This is a genomic window from Streptomyces avidinii, from assembly GCF_014650695.1.
GTDB lineage: Bacteria > Actinomycetota > Actinomycetes > Streptomycetales > Streptomycetaceae > Streptomyces > Streptomyces avidinii.
In genome coordinates this window covers 868,864-888,843 of the sequence record NZ_BMVL01000001.1, presented here as the reverse complement: position 1 = coordinate 888,843, position 19,980 = coordinate 868,864, and the positions used below count along the sequence as shown (strand labels likewise).

The following is a 19,980-nucleotide window of genomic DNA, read 5'->3' as shown; positions in this document are numbered from 1 at the left end:
GAGGAGACCCTCGTGCGGGGCACCGACCCACACCCGTACACCGCCGAGCACCCCGCAGGGCACCGCAGGGGACGGGCCGAGGAGACCCTCGTGCGGGGCACCGACCCACACCAGGACACCGCCCGCAGGGCAACCCGCGCGGGGTGTCGGCCCGTACACCAAATCAGCCTCGCCGGCGTTTGAGGCGCGGGGTCCGGGGCGGAGCCCCGGTCAGACCGCGGCGTGGCGGGTGAGGAAGGCGCCGACGCGGGGGGAGCGCTGGTGGGGGACGAGGGTGCCGGCCGTTTCCGACAGCATCGACCGGACCCGCGTCGACTGGACCTCCGCCAGGAGGTCCAGCACCCGGCCCCCCGCCCACGCGGCCTCGTCCGGCGCCCCCGCCCGCGCCAGGTCACCGGCCAGCTCGGCGGTGTACAGCGCCACGTTCCGGGCGAAGTGCGGGTCCTGGAGGTCCGCCGCGCGGCGGGCATGCCGGGCTGCGCGGGCGTGCTCGCCGAGCGACGACCAGCAGCGCGCCTCCAGCGACTCCAGCTCCGCCTGCCCGAAGAAGGACATCCACTCGGGGTCGGCGTCGGACTCGCCCCGCGAGAAGTCCGTGTGCGCACGGGCCAGCGCCTCCTCGCACGCCCTGCGGTCGCCCAGCCCCGCCCAGCCCCCGGCCTCCCGCAGTGCGAGCAGGGACAGCAGCCGCGGGGAACCGAGGGAGCGCGCCGCGCGGCGGCCCGCCTGGGCTGCCCGTACCGCCTCGCGGGAACGCCCGCAGTCCCGGGCCAGGAAGGCCATGTTGCTGAAGGCGTGCGCCTCCAGGCCCGGGTCCCGGGCGACCCGGGCCGTCGCCAGGGCCTCGGCGTAGTGCGAGCGGGCGTCGTCGAAGCGGCCGGAGTCGTGGGCCAGCCAGCCGACCGAGACGGCCAGTTCCCCGGCGCCGGAGTGCAGCCGGTCCTCGGTGGACTGCCGGGTGGCTCCCGCGTCGAGCAGTGCGTAGGCGGTGCGCAGCGGCTCGGCGGCCCTGCGGTACAGGGCGTCGGCGCCGTGCCGGTCGTCCAGCAGGCGGATCTGGCGTACCGCGTCCTCGACCGCGTCGGCCTCGGACTCGCCGGCGCGGGAGGGGAGCCGGCGGGTGTCGCCGAGCAGGGTGAGGCTGAGCGTCGCGGCCGCCACGGTCGCGGAGCCGCCCGCCATGAACGCGCGACGCAGCACGTCGCTCTCCTTGGCACTGGAAGAGGAAGGGGAGGGATCGCGCTGGGCCGAGCGGCCGCGGACGCTCTCGCGGGGGGAGAAGCCCAGATCGGCCAGGGCGCGGCCGGGGAACATATGGCGGAAGACCCGCTCGTACGCGTAGTTGGGGCAGCGGATCTCGCCGGACTCGACCCGGCCGATGTAGCGCGCGTCGCAGGAAACCGTTTCTCCGATTTCCTTCGCCGCCCGGCGCACCAGGGCCGCGAACTCGGCCGGGGAGTGCTGACCGCGCAGCCGCCGGAACGTGGAGTTGGGTGAGTGGGGGGACGCCGCCATGGACGTGACCTCTCTGGCAAGGAACGCAGCACCGGTGCTGTGACTTGGGGTCCGGCGCGCATGAACGTACCGCCAGTGACGGGGTGTTCACACGATGTTTGGCTACAAAACGGATATCTCACCCACGATCCGCCATGAACTGCCATCCTTTGCGGCGTCTTGCCACCGCACCCGTTGACGTTCCCGTGCGTTGAACCCATGCGGATACGGATCGAGGAGGGGTTCCCTTGGTGGACGGCATGGAGAGCACTGGAACGAATACCCCGGCCCCGGACCTGGACCTGGTGACCGTTCCCACCCGGCAGGGTCTGGAGGCGGTGGACATCATCCGCCGCGCGGCCAGCCAGGCCGGCGGCGTCGGGCCGGTCCTGCACGACGGGTCCGGCGACACCCTCGGCTTCCTCGTCCCGTCCGGCACCGCCGACGCCTGGGACCTGCCGGGCAGCGCGTGTACGCAGACCAACGGGCGCGGGATGCGCTTCGGCGACGACGCCGCCCTGCCCACCGCGGGCGCCACCGGTTGGCTGCTCCCGCCGGAGGCGGTCGGGCCGGTCACCGATCCGGACGTGCTGCGCGCGGCGCTCGGCGAGGCGGCCCGGCTGATCGAGGCCGCGGACAACTGTCGCTGACCGGTTCGGAGGCTGCCGTCCGCCGCCGCCCCGCACAATGGGGTGGTGGCAGGCAAGGACAGGAACAAGGGCAGGCAGCAGCGCGGACGCGGCAGCGCCGAGACGGTCGTCGGGCAGGTGGCCGGCGGCCGGGCGGAGCTGGAACCGGACCGCGAGCGGGCCGACGCCTGGACCCTGCTGATCGACGGGGCCCCGCAGTCGCACGTGGACCTGGCCGATCCCGGGTACCTGGACTTCGCGTACCAGCGGCGGATCGGTCACCTGATCGACCTCGTCGCGCCCGCCCGGCAGCCCCTGAACGTGGTGCACCTGGGCGGCGGCGCCTTCACCCTCGCCCGCTACACGGCCGCCTCCCGCCCCCGCTCCACCCAGCAGATCGTGGAGATCGACGCCGCGCTGGTGGCCTTCGTACGGGAACACCTGCCGCTGGATCCGCAGGCGCGGGTGCGGGTCCGGGCGGTGGACGCGCGTGCGGGCCTGGCGAAGGTCCCGGACGGCTGGGCGGACCTGGTGATCGCGGACGTGTTCAGCGGGGCCCGCACCCCGGCGCACCTGACGAGCACCGAGTTCCTGGACGACGTACGCCGTGCCCTCGCGCCCACCGGGTGGTACGTGGCCAATCTGGCGGACGGCCCGCCGCTGGCCCACCTGCGGAGCCAGATCGCGACGGCCGCGTCGCGGTTCACGGAGCTGGCGCTGGCCGCCGACCCGGTGGTGTGGCGGGGCAAACGATTCGGTAACGCGGTCCTCGTGGCGGCCGACCGCGAGCTGCCGGTGGCGGACTTCACCCGCCGGGTCGCGAGCGACCCGCACCCGGGCCGCGTCGAGCACGGCCGGGCGCTCGCGGACTTCACGGGAGGTGCGGCCCCGGTGGCGGACGCCTCGGCGGTGGCCTCGCCGCAGCCGCCGCCCTCGGTATTTCGGTGACGGTCCGGCCCAGGATGTGGACTGGTACTAGGCAGATAAAGATCCGCGGAGTACTCCCGGCGAGCGCCCGCTCTGCGTAGCCTGTGAACCCCGAGGAGGTTCACCCCTTCTACGACGCGTTCAGGAGATGGCAGAAGCAATGTCTGATTCCCCCGCCACCCCCGGTGCTTCGTCCTCGGATACCCCGAGCACTCCCAGCACTGCCACGTCCGACTACACCCAGCGGCTCGCGCGCCTGGAGCAGTCCGGAATCAAGCGGTTCGTGCCCACGCAGGCGCCGTACCGGTGGAACCTGCAGAGGCTGCAGCTGGGCCGGGTCCTCGACGTCGGCTGCGGACTGGGCCGGAACCTCCTCAACTGCGGACCCGACAGCGTGGGGGTCGACCACAACCCGCACTCGGTGCAGACCTGCCGCGAGCGCGGACTGAACGCGTACACCCCCGACGAGCTGGCCGCCGCGCCGGACTGCGGGCCGGGATCCTTCGACAGCATGCTGATCGCTCACGTGCTGGAGCACATCGACGAGGAGACCGCGGCCTCGCTGCTGGAGCAGTACCTTCCGCTGGTCAGGCCGGGCGGCTCGGTCGTCATGATCACCCCGCAGGAGCTCGGCTACCGCACCGACGCCACCCACATCCGCTGGGTCGGTTTCGAGGAGATGCGCAGCCACGCGGGCAGGGCCGGCATCGCGGTCCGGCGGACCTACTCCTTCCCCTTCCCCCGCCCGATGGGCAAGGTCTTCCCGTACAACGAGTTCGTGCTGGTCGGCACCGTTCCCGCGTAGGGTCTCGGGCCCCGGGGTCTCAGGGGTCGACGATCTCCACCACCGGCGGGTGGTCGTGCCAGGTGCAGAAGACGGACACCTCGCGGCCGTCCCGGGTGAAGGTGACCCGGATCCAGAAGTCCTGCTTCCACACCTGCATCCGCCACCCGGCCGCCGGGGTGGCCGAGACCAGCTCGGCGGTGGACGCGCCCAGGGAGAAGACGACCCGGCCGCCGGACACCGGATAGGCCTGCACCTTGCCCGCGTCCTGCCCCACCGCCGGCTGGTACCCGCGGGGGGTGTCCGAGGGCTTCGGGGACTTCTCCGGCGTCGCCCCGGTGCTCGGCGACGATGCGTCCGGGCCGGGCGACCCGGAGGGCGACGGGGACGCGGACGGGGACGGGGACGGGGAGGCGGACCCCGACGGTGACCGGGACCCCTGCGCGTCGTGCGTGGACGAGGACAGCGGCCGGTCGGCCAGCGGCACCGCGAGCGGTGCATCGTAGGCCGTTCCCGACATGACGGTGTGCACGCCCCACCAGGACAGCGTCACCGCCGCACCGGTCGCCAGCGTCCAAGCCGTGGCATGAAGAAGTCCTCGTAGCATCAGGGCACATACTGCACCACCCGCCCCAAGTGTGGCCCGACACCCCGCCGGGTCGCCCGGATGGACTACGGTGCGGGCCATGGCAAGTGTGCTCGTGGTCGAGGACGACCAGTTCGTACGTTCCGCCCTCATCCGGCACCTGACCGAGGCCTCGCACGCCGTGCGGAGCGTCGGCACGGCCCTGGAGGCCCTGCGCGAGGTCGCGCACCACCGCTTCGACGTGGTCATCCTCGACCTCGGACTGCCCGACCTGGACGGGTCCGAGGCGCTCAAGATGCTGCGCGGCATCACCGACGTACCCGTGATCATCGCCACCGCTCGCGACGACGAGGCGGAGATCGTCCGGCTGCTCAACGACGGCGCCGACGACTACCTGACCAAACCCTTCTCCGTCGAGCACCTCTCCGCCCGGATGGCCGCCGTCCTGCGCCGCGCCCGGGCCACCGCGGGAGCCGAACCGCCCTCGCGCGTCCTGCGCGTCGGCGGCCTCGCCATCGACCCGCTGCGCCGCCAGGCCGAGCTCGACGGGGCCGTACTCGACCTCACCCGGCGCGAGTTCGACCTGCTGGCCTTCCTCGCCGAGCGGCCCGGGGTGGTCGTGGCCCGCCGCGAACTGCTCGCCGAGGTCTGGCAGCAGTCGTACGGGGACGACCAGACCATCGACGTCCACCTGTCCTGGCTGCGCCGCAAACTCGGCGAGACCGCCGCCCGGCCGCGTTACCTGCACACGCTGCGGGGGGTCGGGGTCAAGCTGGAGCCGCCCCGGTGAGCGCGCGATGAGATGGGCCCTGGTCAAGGTGTGCCTCGCGGTCACGGCCATGGTGGTCGTGGCCTTCGCCGTACCCCTCGGGCTCGTCGTCCAGGAGATGGCCAGCGACCGGGCCTTCTCCAACGCCGAACGGCAGGCCGCCACCATCGGGCCGACGCTGTCCATCACCACCGATCCCGTGCAGCTGCGCAAGGCGGTGGAGTCCACGCAGATGGGCGCCGCCCGGCGGATGGCCGTCCACGTGCCCGCGATCGGCGACAGCCCGCGGGTGAGCATCGGCGAGGGCCGGGCCGGGGAGCGTGCCGTCGCGGAGACCCGGCGGATGGGGCGGGCCACGACGGCCTCGGTGTCGGCGGGCGGCTCGGCGCTGCTCCAGCCGACCGCGCTCGGGTCCGGGGACATCGCCGTGGTGGAGATCTTCGTCCCGGAGAGCGAGGTCAGCAACGGGGTCGCGACCGCCTGGCTGGTGCTCGCGGGCGTCGGCCTGGCCCTGATCGTGGGCTCGGTCGGGGTCGCCGACCGGCTCGGCGCCCGGCTGGTCCGGCCGGCCGAACGGCTCGCGGACGCGGCGCACCAGCTCGGCGAGGGCAGGCTCGGCGCCCGGGTGCCCGAGGACGGGCCCAAGGAACTCCGGTCGGCCGCCGTCGCGTTCAACGCGATGGCGGACCAGGTCGTCGAACTCCTCGCCAACGAGCGGGAGCTGGCCGCCGACCTGTCGCACCGGTTGCGCACCCCGCTGACCGTGCTGCGGCTCAACACGGCCTCGCTCGGCGACGGGCCGGCCGCCGAACAGACCCGGGCCGCCGTGGAGCAGCTGGAGCGCGAGGTCGACACGATCATCCGGACGGCCCGCGAGCAGCGCCCGGCGACCGGCCTGGTCGGGGCGGGCGCCGGCTGCGACGCCTCCGAGGTGATCCGCGACCGGATGGCCTTCTGGTCGGCGCTCGCGGAGGACGAGGGCCGCGAGGTGCGGCTCGCGGGCGTGGACCGTACGGTTCGGATCCCCGTGGCGCGGCCCGAACTGGCCGCCGCCCTCGACGCCATGCTCGGCAACGTCTTCCGGCACACCCCGGAGGGCACCCCCTTCGCGGTGGACGTCCACGACGCGGGCGACGCGGTCATCGTGCTCGTCTCGGACGCGGGTCCCGGCATCGCCGACCCGGACGCGGCCCTGCGCCGCGGCAACGACGGTGGCCGCGACGGGTCGACGGGCCTCGGCCTGGACATCGTGCGCCGGGTCGCGGAGTCGACCGGCGGCGACGTACGGCTGGGGCGCTCGGTGCTCGGCGGTACGGAGGTCCGGGTCTGGATCGGCCTGGACGGCCGGAGCCTCGGCGGCCCCGGCGCGGGGCGGACCGGGCGCGGCCGGCGCGGCAACCGACGTAACCGGGGGCGCGCCTCGCAGGCGTGAAGTCGCCGTCTCGGTACGGTCCGCGGCATGGACACCCCGATCTCCGGCGGGCTCCCCGCCACGCTGAGCGCCCTGTACCGGAACGCGTCCCGGATGGTCGTGCTCGGAGCGTGGTGGGCTGTGCTGATCGCCGTCACCCTGCTGACGGTGCACCACATCACCAGCGGTGTCGCGCCGGCCCCGAGCCACGCCGGATTCCCGGGCTGACGCCGGCCCGGCCCGGACGGGGGCGCACATGTTGCCGGGCTCCGGGCCTGCGCCGAGGGTGGGCGTGACGGAAGGAGTCAGGCATGAGAGTCATGCTCAGGGCGCACATGGACACGGCCGCGACCAACGAGAGCATCAAGACCGGCGCCCTGCCCCAGGTGGTGCAGCAGTTGATGGACCGGGTGAAGCCGGAGGCCGCCTACTTCGGCCTGCACGAGGGCGTGCGCTCCTGCTGGATGGTCTTCGACCTCCAGGACAGCTCGCAGATGCCGTCGCTGATGGAGGACCTGTTCCTGCAGTTCAACGCCGAGGTCGAGGTCGCCCCCGTGATGACGGCCGAGGACCTGGCGAAGGGCCTGGCGGCGATGCGGTCCTCAGGGCAGTCCTGAGGGCGGTCCTGAGGGCTCACCCCTCCTTCCCGGACGCCGCCCGGGCCGGACCGCCGCGCGGAAGGCGCTACGCCGCTACTGGACGCTGAAGCCGTGCGGGTGGGCCGGGTCCCGGGTGCAGGCGAAGACGTTGAGCCTGCCGTGGTTGCCGACGACCACCCCGGTCGGGTTCCGCTGCCTGTCCTCCAGCGGGATCCAGCTCACGCTGTCCGTGTGCCACTCGTTCGTCGCGATGGTCAGCAGCAGCTCCATCGGCCCGGCGCAGGCCTCGCAGTCCATGGACCCGGGCCCGGTGAGGTTCCAGGCGGCGTGCCCGCCGGCCTTCCAGCCGGGGGCGATGGAGAGATCGCTCTGGTAGGACGGCGGCCAGGCCCCGTCCGGGGTCTCCTCGCCGCTCGCCTCCGCCGCCTCCTCGGCCGCGTCGGCGGCCTCCTCCTGGGCCTCCTCCCACTCCTCGACCGCCGCCCCCAGCTTCCCGGTGAGCAGCTCGATGTAGGGGTACTCGGTGACCCGCTCCGGATGCAGCAGGCACGGGGTGGGCACATACCCGCGGAAGCCGACGGCCCCGGGTTCCGGCTGCTCCGCCGCCGCCGCGCGGACCTCCGCCGCCCGGCGCCACCGCAGGTGCACGTACATACCGTGGCCGGTGGGCCCGTGGGCGTCGAAGGGGCACCAGAACACCTGGAGCAGGTCGCAGCCGTCCGGCCCGGCCGGCAGGTCCGGCACGTCCCGGGCGTGCAGCTGGGCCAGGGCGAGCAGGGGCAGCGGTCCCGGTCCGGGGGCGCGCCGGTGCGGGGTCGTGCACACCGGCCACGGGTCATCGGCGGGCCACAGCAGCGGCCCGCCGACGTGGCTGTCGTGCGGACCGGGCGCGCCGGGTCGCGGGTGCAGCCGGGTCGCCGTGCGGCGATGGGCGGCCAGCCCGGGGAAGAGGGACTCCACGTCCAGGGGGCGCGGGGGCGTGGTGCGGCCCGGCCCGTCAGCTGCGTGCATCGTCATCTTCGGGGCCTTTGCGGGCGAGGGAGTCGATCCAGCGTTCCAGGCGGCCGGCCTCGATGGTCATGAGCTCCGGGTCGCGGAAGGTGTTGGTGAGCAGCGAGATGCCCTGGTAGGCGGCGATCAGGGCGAAGGCGAGCTCGCGGGCGTCGGCCCGGCCCATCTCCGCGAACTGCCGCTCGGCCCAGTCGAGCAGGGTCCGCATGACCGCTGCGATCGACCGGTCGAGTCCGTCGGCGCGCTTGTCGAGCTCCGAGGCGAGGGTGCCGGTGGGGCAGCCGTACTGGGCGGTGAGCTCGCGCTGTTCGGCCCAGCCGTTCAGCAGGGCCTTCAACCGGTCCTCGGGGGTGGGTAGTTCGTCGAGGGCGGTGATCAGCCCGTCGAGGGTCCGGCCGTGCGCGTCGATGGCGGCCTCGACGAGCTGGTCCTTGGTCTTGAAGTAGTAGTAGACGTTTCCCACCGGGACGTCCGCCGCGCGGGCGATGTCCGCGAGCGTGGTCCGGTCGACGCCCTGGGTGTGGAGGACCTCGGCCGCGGCGGCCGCCAGCCGCTCCCGCTTGCCCGAACCCCGTCGGCCCTTCGTTGAGTCAGTCACCTGACTGACTCTAGACGAACGGTCGGGGAGAGGGCTATGGTCGCAACTAAGTCAGCTGACTAACTCACAGGGGGAATCATCGTGATCGTAGTGACGGGTGCGACCGGGAACGTGGGACGGGAACTCGTACGGATCCTCGCCGCGGGCGGTGAGCGCGTCACCGCCGTCTCCCGGCGGCCGGGGCTGGTGCCGGAAGGGGTCCGCCACCACCTGGGCGACCTCGCCGACCCGCAGAGCATCGCCCCCGCGCTGGAGGGAGCCGACGCACTCTTCCTGCTCGTCGCCGGCGAGGATCCTCAGGGCATCCTGGACCGGGCCGCGTCCGCCGGGATCCGGCGCGTCGTCCTGCTCTCGTCCCAGGGCGTCGGGACCCGCCGGGAGGTCTACGCCCACCCCGCGCGGTTCGAGGACGCCGTCCGCCGCAGCGGCCTGGAGTGGACGATCCTGCGCTCCGGCGGACTCGACTCCAACGCCTACGCCTGGGCCGAGAGCATCCGTACGACGCGCACGGCCGCCGCGCCGTTCGGCGACGTCGGGCTCCCGACCGTCGACCCGGCCGACATCGCCGAGGTCGCGGCCGCCGTCCTGCGGGATCCGGGCCACGCGGGCCGGACCCACGAGCTCACCGGGCCCGCCCCGATCACCCCGAGGGAGCGGGCCGCGGCCATCGGCGCGGCCCTGGGCGAGCCGGTCCGCTTCGTCGAGCAGACCCGGGAGGAAGCCCGCGCCCGGATGCTGACCTTCATGCCCGAGCCGGTCGTGGAGGGCACCCTCGCCATCCTCGGGGAACCCCTGCCCGCCGAACGGGAGCCGAGCCCGGCCGTGCGGGAGATCCTCGGCCGGGCGCCGCGCCCCTTCGCAGACTGGGCGGCCCGCTCCGCCCCGGCCTTCCGCTGAGTCCCTAGAGCCCCTGGAGCCCCTCGTCCCCGTAGGTGAGGAAGCCTCCCGTCCGGGCCAGCCGGGCGTACCAGTGGGCGCTGGAGCGCGGAGTGCGGACCTGGGTCTCGTAGTCGACGTGCACGATGCCGAAGCGCTTGCTGTAGCCGTAGGACCACTCGAAGTTGTCCATCAGCGACCAGAGGAAGTAGCCCTCCACCGGGGCACCGTCCGTCAGGGCGCGGTGGACGGCCGAGAGGTGGTCCTCCAGGTAGCCGATGCGCTGCGGGTCGTGCAGGTCGGGGGCGTACGCCGCGCCGTTCTCGGTCACCAGCAGCGGCAGCCCGGGCGCCTCGCGGGTGAAGCGCATCAGCAGGTCGTACAGGCCGGTCGGGTCGACCGACCAGCCCATGTCGGTCCGCTCGCCCGGCGGTTGGTGGAAGGCGACGGTGTCCGCGGCGGGCCAGGGCGAGTGCTCCGCCGCCCCGTGCCCGTCGGCGCGCGGGCCGTTCCCCTCGGGGGCGGCCGAGACCACCGCCGGGGTGTAGTAGTTCACCCCGAGGAAGTCCAGCGGCTGGTGGATCAGCGCCTCGTCGCCGTGGCGTACGAAGGACCAGTCCGTCACCGGGGCCGTGTCCGCGAGCAGGTCCTGCGGGTAGGCCCCGTGCAGCAGCGGACCGGTGAACACCCGGTTGGCCAGGGCGTCGATCCGGCGGGCGGCGTCCAGATCGGCCGCCGAGCCGGTCAGCGGCCGCACCGCGCTGGGGTTGAGCGCGATACCGGCCCTGGCCCGGGCGGGCAGGGCCGCGGCCGCCAGCCCGTGCGCCAGGTTGAGGTGGTGGGCGGCGCGCAACGAGTCCGCGGGGGAGGTGCGGCCGGGGGCGTGCACCCCCGAGGCGTAGCCGAGGAAGGCGCTGCACCAGGGCTCGTTGAGGGTGGTCCACAGCTCCACCCGGTCGGCCAGCACCTCCGCGACCTGCTCGGCGTACCGGGCGAAGGCGTACGCGGTCTCCCGCTCGGGCCAGCCGCCCGCGCTCTCCAGCTCCTGCGGCAGGTCCCAGTGGTACAGGGTCGCGCAGGGCTGGATCCCGTACGAGAGCAGCTCGTCCACCAGCGCGTCGTAGAAGCCGATCCCACCGGCGAGCACCCGCGGCCAGGACACCGAGAACCGGTAGGCGCCCAGACCGAGCGAGGCCATCAGCCGGACGTCCTCCCGCCACAGCCGGTGGTGGTCCGCGGCCACTTCGCCCGTGTGCCCGCCGTACACCTTGCCCGGGGTGCGGCAGAAGGTGTCCCAGATGGACGGACCGCGCAGCGCGGCGGCGCCCTCGATCTGGAAGGCCGCGGTGGCCGTGCCCCACAGGAACCCGTCGGGGAAGCGCAGTTCCCGCGCTCCGATGTCCGTGTCGGTGCTCGTGCTCGTGACCGCGCTCGTATCGGCGCTCGCGTCCGTGTTCGTGTCCGTGTTCGTGTGCGTCATCCCTTGACCGCTCCCTGCATGATGCCGCCGACGATCTGGCGGCCGAAGACGAGGAACACCAGCAAGAGCGGGAGCGTGCCCAGCAGCGCGCCCGCCATGATCACCGACTGGTCGGGGATGTAGCCCCGGCCCAGCCCGGTCAGGGCCACCTGCACCGTCGGGCTGCCGTTCTGGGTCAGCGCGACGATCGGCCAGAAGAAGTCGTTCCAGGCCATGACGAAGGTCAGCATCCCCAGCACCGCCATCGCGGGCCGGGCCGCCGGGAACACCACGTGCCACAGGACCCGCAGCGAACTCGCCCCGTCCGTACGCGCCGCCTCGACCAGCTCCATCGGCAGCGCGTGCACCAGGTACTGGCGCATGAAGAACACCCCGAAGGCACCCACCAGGGTCGGCAGGATCACCGCCTGGAGCCGGTCGGTCCACGACAGCTTCGCGATCAGCATGTAGAGCGGCACCACACTCAGCTGCGGCGGGATCAGCATCGTCCCGACCACCAGGGCCAGCAGCCCCCGGCTGCCGCGGAAGCGGAGCTTGGCGAAGGCGAACCCGGCGAGCGTGGAGAAGAAGACGGTGCCGGCGGCGACCGTGCCCGCCACGATCACCGTGTTCAGCAGGGCGGTGCCCATGTTGGCGTCGGTCCACGCCACCCGGAGGTTGTGCCCCAGGTTGCCGCCGAACCAGAACGGGGGCGGGGTCTGGGCCAGGCGCGTGTTGCTCCGGGACGCCGCGATCGCCGTCCACACCAGGGGGAAGAGCGAGCCGGCCGTGAACAGGGCGAGCACCACGTAGGTGAACCTGCCCGCGCGCAGTGATCTCATCGGGAGCCGTCCTTACGTCCGCGCAGCAGCCGCGCCGCCCCGGCGATCAGCAGCAGGATCAGGAACATCGCCCACGCGATGGCCGAGGCCCGCCCGAGGTGCAGGTTCACCCAGCCCTGCTCGTACAGGTACAGGCCGAGCGTCTGGAACTGGTGGTCCGAGCCGCCCGTCGCACCCGCCCCGCCGTTGAACAGCAGCGGCTCGCCGAACAGCTGGGTGGCGCCGATCGTCGACACCACGCAGGTGAAGAAGATGGTCGGCCGCAACGACGGCACCGTGACGTGGAGGAACTGCTGGAAGCGCGAGGCCCCGTCCAGCGCGGCGGACTCGTACAACTCGCCCGGCACGGCCTGCATCGCCGCCAGGTAGATCAGCGCGTTGTAGCCGGTCCACCGCCAGATCACGATGGTGGAGACCGCGAGCTGGGAGGCGAAGGGGCCGTTCTGCCAGTCGACCGCGTCGAAACCCACCGCCGACAGCGCCCAGTTGACCATTCCGTAGTCCCGGCCGAAGAGCAGCACGAAGACGAGCGTGGCCGCCGCCACCGAGGTCGCGTACGGGGTGAGCACCGCGACCCGGAAGAAGGCCGAACCCCGCAGCCGGTAGTTGAGCAGGTGGGCCAGGCCCAGCGCGATCGCCAGCTGCGGCACCGTGGACAGCAGCCCGATGGTCACCGTGTTGCGCAGCGCGTTCCAGAAGAACTCGTCGTCCCACAGCCGGGTGAAGTTCCGCAGCCCCACCCACGTCATGCTGTCGGGATCCGTCAGCTCCACCTGGTGCAGCGCCGCCCAGCCCGTGTAGAGCAGCGGGAACAGCCCGAAGGCGGCGAAGAAGAGGAAGAAGGGCGCCACGAAGGCGTAGGGGCTGAAGCGCAGGTCCCAGCGGTAGCGGCGCGAGCGCCACACCTGGCCCGGCCGGCCCCGGCCGCCCCCTTCCGCCGCCGGCCGCTCCGGGCCGACGGTGGAAGGGGACAGAACAGCCGTCTCGTCCGTCACCAGTGCCTCACTGGTCCAGGGCGTTGTCGATCGCCTTCACCGCGGCCTCCCAGCCCTCCTGCGGGCTGCGGCCCTTCTGGTCGACCTGGAGCATCCCGATGTCCGCCAGGTTCTGCGCGATCACCAGGTCCTTCGGGCCGACCGCGGCCACCGGCACGCCCTGGGCCGCCTTCGAGAAGATCTCGCCGATCGGGGCGCCGCCGAAGTACGCGTGCTGCGCGCCCGACACCGACGGCAGCTTGTACGCGGCGCTCGCGCTCGGGAAGCTGCCCCGCTTCTCGAAGAGCTTCGCCTGCTGCGCCGGGGCCGTCAGCCAGGCCGCCAGCTTCGCCGCCTCCTGCGCCTTCTTGCCCGCCTTCGGCACGATCAGGAAGGAACCGCCCCAGTTGCTGGGCTTCGGCGCCTGCGCCACGTCCCACTTGTCCTTGCCCGCCGGGCCCGCCTTGTCCTGGATGTAGCCGAGCATCCAGGCCGGGCAGGAGACCGTCGCGAAGGAGCCGTTGGAGAAGCCCTGGTCCCAGGCCGGGGTGAACTGCTGGAGCTTGGCGCTCAGCCCGTCGGTGGCGAAGGAGGCCGCCAGGTCGAAGGCCCCGCGCACCGCGGGATTGGTCTTGTAGACGACCTTGCCCTGGTCGTCGTAGAAGCGCTGGGCGCTGCTGCCGGTCACCGCCGCCATCACGCCCGACGCCGAGTCCACGAAGGCCTTCCCGTCACCGGCCTTCGCCTTGTACGTGCGGCCCGCCTCCAGGTACTTGTTCCAGTCGCCCGCCCACAGCGCCCCGACCGCCGCCCGGTCGGAGGGCAGCCCGGCCGCCTCGAAGAGGTCCTTGCGGTAGCAGATGCCCTGCGGGCCGATGTCGGTGCCGAGGCCGACGGTGGCCCCGCCCTTGGCCGCGCTCGCCGTGCCCTGCGCCCACTTCCAGGGCAGGTACGCGGCCTTGTCCACGCCCGGCGCCTTGCCCAGGTCGACCAGCTTGTCGGCCTGGGTGGCGGTGATCTCGGCGATGTTGTTGACCTCGACGGCCTGGACGTCGGCGAGCCCGCTGCCCGTGCCCAAGTGGGTGAGGAGCTGGGGGTAGTAGTTCTCGTTGCGCTCGATGGAGGTCTGCTCGATGCGGATCCCGGGATTCTGCGCCATGTACTCGTCGTAGAGCCCGGCCTCCTGGAGGCCGAAGGCCCCGAAGACGCCGACGGTGAGGGTGGTCTGTGCGGCGCCGCCGGACTTGCCGGCGGCCGGGGCGCCCTTCCCGGTGCCCTCCTCGGGGTCCTGGGCGCACCCCGCGAGGAGCAGGGCCGCCGCTCCGACGGCTGAGACCGTCGTGAGGAGGGTTCTTCGGGCTCGGGTTCGGGCTCGGACGCGCATGGGCTTCCTCCCTGAAGGACGAAACGTGCCGGGTGTCGTGTGACACAGTGTGGGAGCGCTCCCACAGTCGTCAAGGGGTAGATTCACAACCGGGAGGAAGCCATGAACGGGCACGGGCGCAGCGGGGGACGGCCGACCCTGGAGGAGGTCGCGGCGCGCGCCGGAGTCGGGCGCGGCACGGTCTCCCGGGTGATCAACGGATCCTCCAAGGTCAGCGAGCACACCAGGGTCGCCGTCGAGGCGGCCGTGGCCGAGCTGGGGTACGTACCGAACCGCGCCGCACGCGCCCTCGCGGCCAACCGCACCGACGCCATCGCCCTCGTGATCCCCGAACCCGAGGCCCGCTTCTTCGCCGAGCCCTACTTCTCCGAAGTGGTCCGCGGGGTCGGCGCCGCCCTCGCGGAGACCGAGGTCCAGCTCGTCCTCACGCTGGCGGGCAGCGACCGCGAGCGGCGCCGCCTCTCGCACTACCTGGCCGGGCACCGCGTCGACGGGGTGCTCCTCGTCTCCGTCCACGCCGGGGATCCGCTGCCGGAGCTGCTGGCCGAACTCGGCATCCCGACGGTGATCAGCGGCCGCCGCTCGGCCGCCGAGACCCTGCCCAGCGTGGACTCCGACAACCTGGCGGGCGCGGCCGAGGCGGTACGCCACCTCCTCGACCGGGGCCGCCGCACGATCGCCACGATCACCGGCCCGCTGGACGTGTACGGGGCCCAGTGCCGCCTCGACGGCTACCGGCAGGCCCTGGCCGCCGCCGGGCACGCCGTCGACGAGCCGCTGATCGCGGTCGGCGACTTCACCGAGGAGGGCGGCCGGCGGGCCATGCGCGAACTGCTGGAGCGCCGCCCCGCGCTCGACGCGGTCTTCGCCGCCTCGGACGTCATGGCGGCGGGCGCCCGGCGGGAGCTGCGCGCGGCCGGCCGCCGGATCCCCCAGGACGTGGCGCTGGTCGGCTTCGACGACTCGGTGGTGGCCCGGCACATGGACCCGCCGCTGACCAGCGTCCGGCAGCCGATCGAGGAGATGGGCCGGACGATGACGACGATGCTGCTGGGGAGGATCGCGGGGGAGACGGGCGAGGCGGCCGCCGTGCTGCCGAACCGGTTGGTGGTCCGGGAGTCGTCCTGACGGCCCCGGCGCGGCCCGTGCACGGGCCGGTCATGCAGAAGGCCCCGGTCCGCTCTCGCGTACCGGGGCCTTCCCGCAGGGTGAGTGACGGGACTTGAACCCGCGGCCACCTGGACCACAACCAGGTGCTCTACCAACTGAGCTACACCCACCATGTCCGGTCGGAAAACCGACCGGCCGAAGAAAAGGGTACAGGGTCCGGGAGGGTGCTCGCTCCCCCGTTTCCCGCCACCCCTCTTCGGAGAGGCCTGGTCGATGCCTAGGCGCGGGGCGCGGCGTGCTTGGCGGCGATGCCCCGGGCCGTGTCCGAGTCGGGCCCGGGCCGGGGCACGAAGACCGCCTCCCGGTAGTAGCGCAGCTCGGTGATGGAGTCCTTGATGTCCGCCAGCGCCCGGTGGTTGCCGTTCTTCGGCGGGCTGTTGAAGTACGCCCGCGGGTACCAGCGGCGCGCCAGCTCCTTGACCGAGGAGACGTCCACGATCCGGTAGTGCAGGTAGCTCTCCAGCGCGGCCATGTCGCGCAGCAGGAAGCCGCGGTCGGTGCCGACCGAGTTTCCGCAGAGCGGCGCCTTGCGGGGTTCCTTCACGTGCTCCCGCACATAGGCCAGGACCTGCGCCTCGGCATCCGCGAGGGTGGTCCCGCCGGCCAGCTCGTCGAGCAGGCCGGATGCGGTGTGCATCTCGCGCACCACGTCGGGCATGGTCTCCAGGGCGGCGTCCGGCGGGCGGATCACGATGTCCACGCCTTCGCCGAGCACGTTGAGCTCCGAGTCGGTGACCAGTGCGGCCACCTCGATAAGTGCGTCGTCCGTCAACGAGAGCCCGGTCATCTCGCAGTCGATCCACACCATGCGATCGTTCATGTGTCCCACCTTATGCGGTCCCCCGCGGCGCGGGGGACCGCATATGCGGAAGGTCCCCCATCGGCAGTGACCGATGGGGGACCTTCGTGCGTCGTGCGGTTCGGGCGGCTACGCGTGTTCCCGCAGCGCCCGGCCCGGCGCGTACAGCTCCGTCACCGAGGGACCCGCCGCGGCCAGGGCCGCCGCCGCCCGGTGGGGCTGCGGGGTGCGCTGGTGCGGAACCGGGCCGGAGTTGATCTCGGACACCTGCGCCACGTCGGCCTGCGGCCGCCGTGCCCGGTACGCCGAGCGGTAGGCGGCCGGGGAGGACCCCAGCTGCCGCCGGAAGTGACCCCGCAGGGCCACCGGCGAACGGAACCCGCAGCGTCCGGCGACCTCGTCGACCGAGTAGTCGGAGGTCTCCAGCAGCCGCTGGGCCTGGAGCACCCGCTGAGTGATCAGCCACTGGAGCGGAGCGCTGCCGGTGAGCGAGCGGAACCGCCGGTCGAAGGTGCGCCTGCTCATGTAGGCGCGGGCGGCCAGCGTCTCCACGTCGAACTGCTCGTGGAGGTGTTCCAGTGCCCAGGCGACGACCTCGGCCAGCGGGTCGGCGCCGATCTCCTCCGGCAGCGACCGGTCGAGATAGCGTTCCTGGCCGCCCGTGCGGCGCGGCGGCACGACGAGCCTGCGGGCCAGGGCCCCGGCCGCCTCGCTGCCGTGGTCCGTGCGCACGATGTGCAGGCACAGGTCGATTCCGGCCGCCGTGCCGGCGGACGTGAGCACGTCGCCGTCGTCGACGAACAGTTCGCGCGGATCGACATGGACGGACGGGTACCGCTTGGCCAGCGTCGGCGCGTACATCCAGTGCGTCGTCGCGGGCCGGCCGTCCAGCAGACCGGCGGCGGCGAGCACGAAGGCTCCCGTGCACAGTCCGACGATCCGGGCCCCCTCCTCGTGCGCCAGACGCAGTGCGTCGAGCGCCTCGGGCGGTGGCGGTGAAGTGATGGAGCGCCAGGCGGGAACGACGACCGTCCCTGCCCGGGCGATCGCCTCCAACCCGTACGGCGCGGTCAGTTCGAGTCCGCCGGTGGTCCTGAGCGGACCGTCCTCACCGGCGCACACGAGCAATCGGTAGCGTGGAACTCCCGCGTCCTGCCGGTCAATGCCGAACACGGAAAGTGGAATGGAGCTCTCGAAGATCGGTCCGCCGCTGAAGAGCAGCACCGCGACGATCTCCCTGCGGCGACGCCCCGCGAGCTTCCGGCCGGCGTCTGCTGTGACGACGGCGGTGGAATCCTGGCTCATGGCGCTAAGCCCCCCTTGGGTGTCGCGACTCCTTGGTCTGGTCGCACCTGCACGTTTCCCCTCGGCCTTGCACGTGGATCCCCCGCCGTAAATACATGATCGAATCTACTGCGTCCCGTGGTGTCGGCGTGACAAGTTCAGCACGCAGCGCTATGTCGACTTCTCAACTTGGCGAAAAGCATTCGATCAGTAAGCGTTCCACTCCGCTACCCGAACAGGAAGCGTGATCCCCGGCCATGGCCAGTACCTGTAGGGCCAGAACGCCCCCCACGGTCCGTCGTCGCTGGTGGTGAGGGGGGCGGCGAGACATTCCGGCAAGGAGGGCACCCTGCCGGGAAGTTGGCTGAAAACATGCGTGTGTGGGTGTGCGAATGAGTCAGCCCTGCGGGGAGCCGGGGCCGGAGCCCCGACAACCGCGGCGGGTCCCGGTGCTGCCGCGCGAGTGTCGGCCGCGGTGCGCGGGCGGCAACGGCTCCTCCGCGCGCACCCGGGCCTCGATCCGCTGCGCCTTCTCCGAGTGGCGCAGCAGGACCCGGCACGCGGCCGTGACGGCGAGCAGGCCGAGGGTCGCGACGGCGGCCCCGCCGTAGGAGGTTCCGTAGACGACGAGGACCACGGGAACGAGCAGGCAGCTGAAGGCGGCCCAGCGCACGACGTCACCCGCGGGGTCGTCATGGGGGTGTCCGGCGGGACGCACGGACGAGTGAAGGGACGGGCGGGGGACTTGTGTCGGCCGAGCTGGCTGGACGGGGTGAACCGGATGACCGGGCACGTCGTGCTCCCTGCGGGCTCTTACCTGTTGGTCGGACGCATGTCCCAACGCCCGGCGGCAGGGCTCGGTCACTGCGCGCACGGGTGGCGATGCCGCGTCTCGTCACTGGCTGTAGGGGACAGCGGCCATTGCCAAGGCGCGTTCGCTCCGGCATGCTCCCTGGGACGCTCTCCAAGGGCGGCAAGCCCTGTGCAGGACAGGAGTGTCGCCGTACCCTGGTGGGTATGGGCTTGGGAAGATGCTTCCCGGACAGAGCTCCGTCACACTGCGTCGCCGATTTCGCCCCTGTTGCTTCCTCCAAGGACCTCTTCGCCGAGACACCCATGGCCGGTCACGAATTCTCCGAACCTGCGGACCGCAAGCGCAAACGCGTCGTCGACCCCGAGTCGGCCGCCGATCTGCGCGCGGTGGAACAGACACGCACACACTGCGATCCGGCCTTCCGGCACGGGGTCGTTGTGGGATTCGACGGATCCACGTCGAGCGAGCGCGCGCTCGCCTATGCGATCGGTATGGCCCGTCGCTCCGGGTCCGGTCTGATCATCGTCCATGTCGCCAACCGGCTGCCCACCACGGTGTGGGCCGGCTGCGAGCCGCCCGTCTTCGTCGACGTGCCGGACCACCGCACCGAGGTGCTCGGGCTGGAGCTCGCCTGCGCGGACTATCTGGCCGAAGTGCCGTGGATCCTGGTCGAACGCGGTGGTGACATCTGCCACGAGCTGGAGGAGGTCGGCCGGGAGTATTCGGCCGACGCCATCGTGGTCGGCTCCACGCACGGGATCGTGGGCCGGATCTTCGGCTCGGTCGCCGGCCGGCTGGCCAAGCGTGCGCAGCGACCCGTCGTTGTCATTCCGTAACACTCTGTTAAGTCGCTTGTGCGGTTGTGCCCTCGTGTAAAGGGTAGATAAATGCTGCTGGGACGCAGCAAACAACTGCAGATCGAAGGGAGCCCGCCGTGGACAATGGTGTCTCTGCGGGAAGCACGGCCTCGACTTCGACCCTCGGGAACATAGCCCTGGGTCTCACCCTTCTCGCATTCGGTATCGGCCACACCGGTGTCATCGACGGCGTGTCCGCTGCCAACTCCGTGTCGCTCGCGATGTACGTCGGCGGCGCGGCCCTCTTCCTCCTCGGGCTCCTCGAGTACCGCGGCGGCAACGGGTTCAACGGCACCGCGTTCGCGGGCCTCGGGATCTTCTGGTTCACCTGGGCCAAGGGTGCGGGCGGTTCGGTCACCGACGAAGCCGCCGGAACGTTTCTTGTCCTGTTCGCGATGCTCGCGCTGACCCTCACGGTCGCCGCCGCGAGCGGTCTGTTCAGCCAGGGTGTCTACGCGCTGCTGACCCTGTCGCTGCTCCTGCTGGCCATCGGCGCCTTCGTCGACAACGGCGCGCTCGCCAAGGCGGGCGGCTGGGTCGCCGCGGTGACCGGACTGCTGGCCTGGTACGGGGCCACCGCGGCCCTGGCGCACTGGCCGATGGCCGTCGGCAAGGCCCGGCGCGGGGCGGTCGCCGCGAGCTGAGCGGCGGCGGGGCACCACCGGCACCACCGGCACCACCGGCACCACATCGGAGAACCCCCGTGCGCACCG

The 19,980-nt window shown here is 72.5% G+C and carries 22 protein-coding genes and 1 tRNA gene; 11 read left to right on the top strand and 12 right to left on the bottom strand.

Annotated features, from left to right (window positions below):
- Nucleotides 1-210: 210 nt before the first annotated feature.
- Nucleotides 211-1,515 carry an NsdA family TPR-like regulatory protein gene (locus tag IE257_RS04100; RefSeq protein WP_189964633.1) on the bottom strand — a complete coding sequence of 435 codons (1,305 nt, stop codon included), beginning with the start codon at nt 1,513-1,515 and terminating at the stop codon, nt 211-213.
- Nucleotides 1,516-1,754: 239 nt separating this feature from the next.
- Here IE257_RS04100 and IE257_RS04095 point away from each other — a divergent pair, with 239 nt between their 5' ends.
- The 3 genes from IE257_RS04095 (at nt 1,755) to IE257_RS04085 (ending at nt 3,855) form a co-directional block, all read left to right on the top strand.
- Nucleotides 1,755-2,144 carry a hypothetical protein gene (locus IE257_RS04095; RefSeq protein WP_189964631.1) on the top strand — a complete coding sequence of 130 codons (390 nt, stop codon included), beginning with the start codon at nt 1,755-1,757 and terminating at the stop codon, nt 2,142-2,144.
- A 45-nt stretch (nt 2,145-2,189) separates the two neighbouring features.
- Nucleotides 2,190-3,071, top strand: a complete 882-nt coding sequence (locus IE257_RS04090) for a spermidine synthase (protein WP_189964629.1) — start codon at nt 2,190-2,192, stop codon at nt 3,069-3,071.
- 139 nt (nt 3,072-3,210) lie between these two features.
- The gene (locus IE257_RS04085) at nt 3,211-3,855 is read left to right on the top strand and encodes a class I SAM-dependent methyltransferase (protein ID WP_189964627.1); all 645 of its coding nucleotides are present in this window, start codon (nt 3,211-3,213) and stop codon (nt 3,853-3,855) included.
- Nucleotides 3,856-3,874: 19 nt separating this feature from the next.
- Here IE257_RS04085 and IE257_RS39285 read toward each other — a convergent pair whose 3' ends face one another.
- Entirely contained in the window at nt 3,875-4,441 is a 567-nt protein-coding gene (locus IE257_RS39285) for a hypothetical protein (protein ID WP_189964625.1), read from the bottom strand.
- Between the two features lie 79 nt (nt 4,442-4,520).
- On the opposite strand from IE257_RS39285, the gene IE257_RS04075 reads away from it, so the two are divergent.
- From IE257_RS04075 to IE257_RS04060, 4 genes are all read left to right on the top strand, one after another.
- The gene (locus tag IE257_RS04075; protein ID WP_189964623.1) at nt 4,521-5,210 is read left to right on the top strand and encodes a response regulator transcription factor; all 690 of its coding nucleotides are present in this window, start codon (nt 4,521-4,523) and stop codon (nt 5,208-5,210) included.
- 7 nt (nt 5,211-5,217) lie between these two features.
- A complete protein-coding gene (locus IE257_RS04070; RefSeq protein ID WP_189964621.1) occupies nt 5,218-6,621 on the top strand; it encodes a sensor histidine kinase in 1,404 nt (467 codons plus the stop codon).
- Between the two features lie 27 nt (nt 6,622-6,648).
- Nucleotides 6,649-6,828: a DUF5993 family protein gene (locus IE257_RS04065; RefSeq protein WP_189964619.1), complete on the top strand. Its 180-nt coding sequence runs from the start codon at nt 6,649-6,651 to the stop codon at nt 6,826-6,828.
- Between the two features lie 83 nt (nt 6,829-6,911).
- Nucleotides 6,912-7,217 carry a DUF3303 family protein gene (locus IE257_RS04060; protein WP_189964618.1) on the top strand — a complete coding sequence of 102 codons (306 nt, stop codon included), beginning with the start codon at nt 6,912-6,914 and terminating at the stop codon, nt 7,215-7,217.
- Nucleotides 7,218-7,292: 75 nt separating this feature from the next.
- On the opposite strand, the gene IE257_RS04055 is transcribed toward IE257_RS04060, so the two are convergent.
- Both IE257_RS04055 and IE257_RS04050 read right to left on the bottom strand, forming a co-directional pair.
- The gene (locus IE257_RS04055; RefSeq protein WP_229920087.1) at nt 7,293-8,216 is read right to left on the bottom strand and encodes a hypothetical protein; all 924 of its coding nucleotides are present in this window, start codon (nt 8,214-8,216) and stop codon (nt 7,293-7,295) included.
- Complete coding sequence (locus IE257_RS04050; RefSeq protein ID WP_189964616.1) at nt 8,197-8,808, bottom strand: TetR/AcrR family transcriptional regulator; 612 nt, start codon at nt 8,806-8,808, stop codon at nt 8,197-8,199. The genes IE257_RS04055 and IE257_RS04050 overlap by 20 nt, the downstream gene beginning before the upstream one ends.
- Nucleotides 8,809-8,889: 81 nt before the next feature.
- On the opposite strand from IE257_RS04050, the gene IE257_RS04045 reads away from it, so the two are divergent.
- Nucleotides 8,890-9,705, top strand: coding sequence for an SDR family oxidoreductase (locus tag IE257_RS04045; RefSeq protein WP_189964614.1), 816 nt, complete (start codon nt 8,890-8,892; stop codon nt 9,703-9,705).
- A gap of 4 nt (nt 9,706-9,709) precedes the next feature.
- Here IE257_RS04045 and IE257_RS04040 read toward each other — a convergent pair whose 3' ends face one another.
- The 4 genes from IE257_RS04040 to IE257_RS04025 are packed head-to-tail and all read right to left on the bottom strand — an operon-like array spanning nt 9,710 to nt 14,343.
- A complete protein-coding gene (locus tag IE257_RS04040) occupies nt 9,710-11,164 on the bottom strand; it encodes a GH1 family beta-glucosidase (protein ID WP_189964612.1) in 1,455 nt (484 codons plus the stop codon).
- Nucleotides 11,161-11,985 (bottom strand): carbohydrate ABC transporter permease, encoded by an 825-nt coding sequence (locus tag IE257_RS04035; RefSeq protein WP_189964610.1) that lies wholly within the window; start codon nt 11,983-11,985, stop codon nt 11,161-11,163. The genes IE257_RS04040 and IE257_RS04035 overlap by 4 nt, the downstream gene beginning before the upstream one ends.
- Nucleotides 11,982-12,980 (bottom strand): carbohydrate ABC transporter permease, encoded by a 999-nt coding sequence (locus IE257_RS04030; RefSeq protein WP_189964608.1) that lies wholly within the window; start codon nt 12,978-12,980, stop codon nt 11,982-11,984. The genes IE257_RS04035 and IE257_RS04030 overlap by 4 nt, the downstream gene beginning before the upstream one ends.
- A gap of 7 nt (nt 12,981-12,987) precedes the next feature.
- Nucleotides 12,988-14,343 carry an ABC transporter substrate-binding protein gene (locus IE257_RS04025; protein WP_189964606.1) on the bottom strand — a complete coding sequence of 452 codons (1,356 nt, stop codon included), beginning with the start codon at nt 14,341-14,343 and terminating at the stop codon, nt 12,988-12,990.
- A 102-nt stretch (nt 14,344-14,445) separates the two neighbouring features.
- On the opposite strand from IE257_RS04025, the gene IE257_RS04020 reads away from it, so the two are divergent.
- The gene (locus IE257_RS04020; RefSeq protein WP_189964604.1) at nt 14,446-15,471 is read left to right on the top strand and encodes a LacI family DNA-binding transcriptional regulator; all 1,026 of its coding nucleotides are present in this window, start codon (nt 14,446-14,448) and stop codon (nt 15,469-15,471) included.
- Nucleotides 15,472-15,550: 79 nt separating this feature from the next.
- Here the strand turns inward: IE257_RS04020 and IE257_RS04015 are convergent.
- The 4 genes from IE257_RS04015 to IE257_RS04000 form a co-directional block, all read right to left on the bottom strand.
- Nucleotides 15,551-15,623: transfer RNA gene (locus tag IE257_RS04015), tRNA-His, on the bottom strand.
- Between the two features lie 107 nt (nt 15,624-15,730).
- Complete coding sequence (gene orn / locus IE257_RS04010; protein WP_189964602.1) at nt 15,731-16,333, bottom strand: oligoribonuclease; 603 nt, start codon at nt 16,331-16,333, stop codon at nt 15,731-15,733.
- A 108-nt stretch (nt 16,334-16,441) separates the two neighbouring features.
- Nucleotides 16,442-17,617 (bottom strand): helix-turn-helix domain-containing protein, encoded by a 1,176-nt coding sequence (locus tag IE257_RS04005; RefSeq protein ID WP_189964600.1) that lies wholly within the window; start codon nt 17,615-17,617, stop codon nt 16,442-16,444.
- A 376-nt stretch (nt 17,618-17,993) separates the two neighbouring features.
- On the bottom strand, nt 17,994-18,314 hold the full coding sequence (locus tag IE257_RS04000; protein ID WP_189964598.1) for a hypothetical protein: 321 nt from the start codon (nt 18,312-18,314) through the stop codon (nt 17,994-17,996).
- A gap of 398 nt (nt 18,315-18,712) precedes the next feature.
- On the opposite strand from IE257_RS04000, the gene IE257_RS03995 reads away from it, so the two are divergent.
- Both IE257_RS03995 and IE257_RS03990 read left to right on the top strand, forming a co-directional pair.
- A complete protein-coding gene (locus IE257_RS03995) occupies nt 18,713-19,246 on the top strand; it encodes a universal stress protein (protein ID WP_189964809.1) in 534 nt (177 codons plus the stop codon).
- Nucleotides 19,247-19,344: 98 nt separating this feature from the next.
- On the top strand, nt 19,345-19,911 hold the full coding sequence (locus IE257_RS03990; protein WP_189964596.1) for an acetate uptake transporter: 567 nt from the start codon (nt 19,345-19,347) through the stop codon (nt 19,909-19,911).
- Nucleotides 19,912-19,980: the final 69 nt, after the last annotated feature.

Bases quoted from the DNA above. Each gene is read 5' to 3' on its own strand.
- IE257_RS04055 (WP_229920087.1), bottom strand. From the start codon at position 8,216: ATGACGATGCACGCAGCTGACGGGCCGGGCCGCACCACGCCCCCGCGC.
- IE257_RS04040 (WP_189964612.1), bottom strand. From the start codon at position 11,164: ATGACGCACACGAACACGGACACGAACACGGACGCGAGCGCCGATACG.
- IE257_RS04060 (WP_189964618.1), top strand. From the start codon at position 6,912: ATGAGAGTCATGCTCAGGGCGCACATGGACACGGCCGCGACCAACGAG.
- IE257_RS04065 (WP_189964619.1), top strand. From the start codon at position 6,649: ATGGACACCCCGATCTCCGGCGGGCTCCCCGCCACGCTGAGCGCCCTG.
- IE257_RS04100 (WP_189964633.1), bottom strand. From the start codon at position 1,515: ATGGCGGCGTCCCCCCACTCACCCAACTCCACGTTCCGGCGGCTGCGC.
- IE257_RS04085 (WP_189964627.1), top strand. From the start codon at position 3,211: ATGTCTGATTCCCCCGCCACCCCCGGTGCTTCGTCCTCGGATACCCCG.
- IE257_RS04020 (WP_189964604.1), top strand. From the start codon at position 14,446: ATGAACGGGCACGGGCGCAGCGGGGGACGGCCGACCCTGGAGGAGGTC.
- IE257_RS04035 (WP_189964610.1), bottom strand. From the start codon at position 11,985: ATGAGATCACTGCGCGCGGGCAGGTTCACCTACGTGGTGCTCGCCCTG.
- IE257_RS39285 (WP_189964625.1), bottom strand. From the start codon at position 4,441: ATGCTACGAGGACTTCTTCATGCCACGGCTTGGACGCTGGCGACCGGT.
- IE257_RS03995 (WP_189964809.1), top strand. From the start codon at position 18,713: ATGGCCGGTCACGAATTCTCCGAACCTGCGGACCGCAAGCGCAAACGC.
- IE257_RS04095 (WP_189964631.1), top strand. From the start codon at position 1,755: ATGGAGAGCACTGGAACGAATACCCCGGCCCCGGACCTGGACCTGGTG.
- orn (WP_189964602.1), bottom strand. From the start codon at position 16,333: ATGAACGATCGCATGGTGTGGATCGACTGCGAGATGACCGGGCTCTCG.
- IE257_RS04070 (WP_189964621.1), top strand. From the start codon at position 5,218: ATGAGATGGGCCCTGGTCAAGGTGTGCCTCGCGGTCACGGCCATGGTG.
- IE257_RS04005 (WP_189964600.1), bottom strand. From the start codon at position 17,617: ATGAGCCAGGATTCCACCGCCGTCGTCACAGCAGACGCCGGCCGGAAG.
- IE257_RS04075 (WP_189964623.1), top strand. From the start codon at position 4,521: ATGGCAAGTGTGCTCGTGGTCGAGGACGACCAGTTCGTACGTTCCGCC.
- IE257_RS04025 (WP_189964606.1), bottom strand. From the start codon at position 14,343: ATGCGCGTCCGAGCCCGAACCCGAGCCCGAAGAACCCTCCTCACGACG.